Source organism: Pseudokineococcus marinus, assembly GCF_013004605.1.
In the GTDB taxonomy this organism is placed as follows: Bacteria; Actinomycetota; Actinomycetes; order Actinomycetales; family Quadrisphaeraceae; genus Pseudokineococcus; species Pseudokineococcus marinus.
In genome coordinates, this window is sequence record NZ_JABEMA010000325.1 from 1 (window position 1) to 3,161 (window position 3,161).

The window sequence follows — 3,161 nt, forward strand, 5'->3', positions numbered from 1 at the left end:
GCCCGGGGGCGACGCCGGACCCGGCGAGCGGGCCGGAGACCGACAGCGCGGCTGTCGCCCGGCCCTCCGCGGCGTCCGCCTCGATGTGGGCGTCGACGCCGCCGCCGAGGCTGCGCAGGACGTCAAGGACGAGGCCGATGACGAGCAGGTAGACCCCCAGGTCGAAGAACAGGGCGGTGACGAGGTGCACCTCGCCGAGCACGGGCACCTCGAGGTCGCGCACCGCGCTCTGCAGCGGCGTGTACCCGAGCAGCGCCGCGGCCAGGCCGACGCCGGCGGACAGGAAGAGGCCCGAGCCGAGGAGGAGGCCCGCGGGCACGGGCGCCGCGCGGTCGAGCTCGCGCCGCCCCCCGGACAGGTAGCGGACCATGAGCGCGAGGCCCGCCACGAGCCCTCCCGCGAAGCCGCCGCCGGGCTGGTTGTGGCCGGCGAAGAGCAGGTAGAGCGAGAAGAGCACGACGGTGTGGAAGGTCAGCCGCGTGACCGTCTCGAAGATGACCGAGCGCCGCTCCGCGGGCAGGGACGGCGCCGTGCGCGTCCAGCTGCGCGGCGCCGCCTCCTCGCGGGCGTCCGGGACGGCCGCGTCCGGCGGCTGGGCCTCCCCCCCGGCGCCCTCCCCCGCGCCGTCGCCCGGCCCGGCGCCGAGCGGCGAGGTGAGCGGCGCGGCCGCGCGGGCGGCCCGGGCGGAGGGGAAGGAGGCGGCGGGCACGACGGCGGCCTCGCGCCCCTCCTCCACGTCGAGGTGGCCGAAGCGGCGGCCGAGGAAGACGAGGCTCGCGACGCCGGTGGCGGCCACGAGCAGCACCGACAGCTCGCCGACGGTGTCCCACGCGCGGATGTCGACGAGGATGACGTTGACGACGTTGCGGCCGCCACCCTCGTCGTAGGCCAGGTCGGCGAACGGCTCGGAGACGGGGACGGCGGTGCGGGCGCCCGCCGCGACGACGCCGAGCGCGCTCACCGCGGCGCCCACGGCCACCGCGAGCCCGGCGCGCAGGAAGCGGCTGCGCCGCAGCGGCCGGTCGGAGAAGTACGGGGGCAGGCGGCGCAGCACGAGGACGAAGACGACGAGGCTCACCGTCTCGACGAGGACCTGGGTGAGCGCCAGGTCCGGCGCGCCGTGGAGGGCGAAGAGCAGCGCCGTCCCGTACCCGGTGACGCCGAGCAGCACGGCCGCCTTGAGCCGCCGCCGCGAGCGCGTCGTCGCGACCGCCGCCGCGGCGACGACGACGGCGACGGCGAGCTGCGCGGGGGTGTCCCACCAGCGCACGCGCACGTCCCACGCGCCCGAGAGGGCCGCGGCGAGGCCGGGCCCGACGACGAGCACCGTGAAGATGATCGCCAGGTAGGCGGGCAGCGAGCCGCGCTGCGTGGCGCCCGTGGCCTCGACGGCCAGGCGCTCGGTGAGGCGCACGAGGCGCGCGTAGCCCCGCTCGGTGTCGACGAGGACGGGCGCGGCCGCCTGCACCCGCAGGACCGCGCGGCGGGCGGCGAACAGGGCGGCGCCGAGGGCCAGCGACGCGACGCTGAGCCCGAAGGCCGGCGACAGGCCGTACCAGGCCTGCAGGTGCACCTCGGGCTCGCCGCCGGCGCTCTCGGCGTAGGGCGCGAGCAGCGCCTCCCACGGGCCGGTGGCCAGGCCGACGGCGAGGCCGCCGAGGGCGAGGGCCGCCGGCACCGCGTTCAGGCCGAGCCCGACGCCGTGCGCCGGCGAGGGCTCGAGCCCCTTGGCGGCGAAGGCGCCCCAGCAGAAGCGGATCGTGTAGCCGGCCGTGAGGCCCGAGCCGAGCACGACGACGACGAGCGCCGCCGTCGCCCATCCCTCCGGCCGGTGCAGCAGGGCGTCGAAGGCGGACTCCTTGGCGGCGAAGCCGGCCAGCGGCGTGACGCCGGCCATCGACGCCGCCGCCAGGAGCGCGGCGGCGGTGACGACGGGCAGGCGCCGCGGGACGCCCGAGAGCTGGCGCAGGTCGCGCGTGCCCGTGGCGTGGTCGATGGCGCCCACCGAGAGGAAGAGCGTCGACTTGAACAGGGCGTGGGCGCAGACGAGCGCCAGGCCGGCCAGGGCGCCGTCGGGCCCGCCGAGCCCCACGACGACGGTCATGAAGCCCAGCTGGCTGACGGTGCCGTGGGCGAGGAGCAGCTTGAGGTCGTACTGGCGCAGGGCCCGCCAGCCGCCGACGAGCATCGTCACGCCGCCGAGGCCGAGGACGACGGGGTGCCAGGCGGGGTCGTCGGCGAAGCCGGGGGCCAGCCGGGCGAGGAGGTACACGCCCGCCTTCACCATCGCCGCGGCGTGCAGGTAGGCGCTGACGGGGGTCGGCGCGGCCATCGCGCTCGGCAGCCACAGCGAGAACGGCCAGATCGCGGACTTCGACAGCGCGCCCACGAGGACGAGGACGAGCCCCGTGGTGCTGGCCGCGTCGACGACGGGCGGGTCCGCGACGATCTCCGACAGGCGGTAGGTGCTCGCCCGCTCGGCCAGGACGACTAGGCCGACGAGCATCGCGAGCCCGCCGAAGGTCGTGACGACGAGCGCCCGCATGGCCGCCAGCCGGCTCGCGCGCTGCTCGGTGAGGTGCCCGACGAGCAGGTAGGAGAAGACGGTCGTCAGCTCCCACATGACGTAGAGGAGCAGGACGTCGTCGGCGAGGACGAGGCCGAGCATCGCCCCCGCGAAGGCGACGAGGACCCCGGCGAAGCGGCCGAGGCCCTCCTCGTCGTCGTCGAAGTACGACGTGCAGTACGCGAGGACCAGCGCGCCGACCCCCGTGACGAGCAGCGCCAGGACGAGCGACAGGGGGTCGACGCGGAAGGCCAGCTCGAGGTCGAGGAACGGCGCCCACGGCACGACCTCGACCCGCTCGACGCCCGGGCCCTCGCCGACGAGCAGCGCCACCAGCCACGCCAGCGACGCGGCGGGCACGAGCGCGAGCACGAGGAAGGCGCGCCGCCCGAGCACCCGCACGAGGGCGGGCGCGACGAGCGCGGCCACGGCGTGGGCGCCGACGAGAGCGATCACGGGCACCCGGCCTCTCGGGTCGGTGGGCCCGGCCCGGTGGGCCCGACCCGTGCGGAGCTGCGCGCGGCGGCGCCGCGCACCGGCCGGGACCTCGGTCGCCGTCCCCCGTGGTCGGCCGCGGGCGTGCCCGCGGCCCCGG

Annotated in this window: 1 protein-coding gene; it reads right to left on the reverse strand. The window is 77.5% G+C overall.

What is annotated here, in order from left to right:
• Positions 1-3,022, reverse strand: a 3,022-nt coding sequence (locus HLB09_RS14800) for a Na+/H+ antiporter subunit A (RefSeq protein ID WP_171204099.1), incomplete at its 3' end; no start/stop codon positions are given.
• Positions 3,023-3,161: the final 139 nt, after the last annotated feature.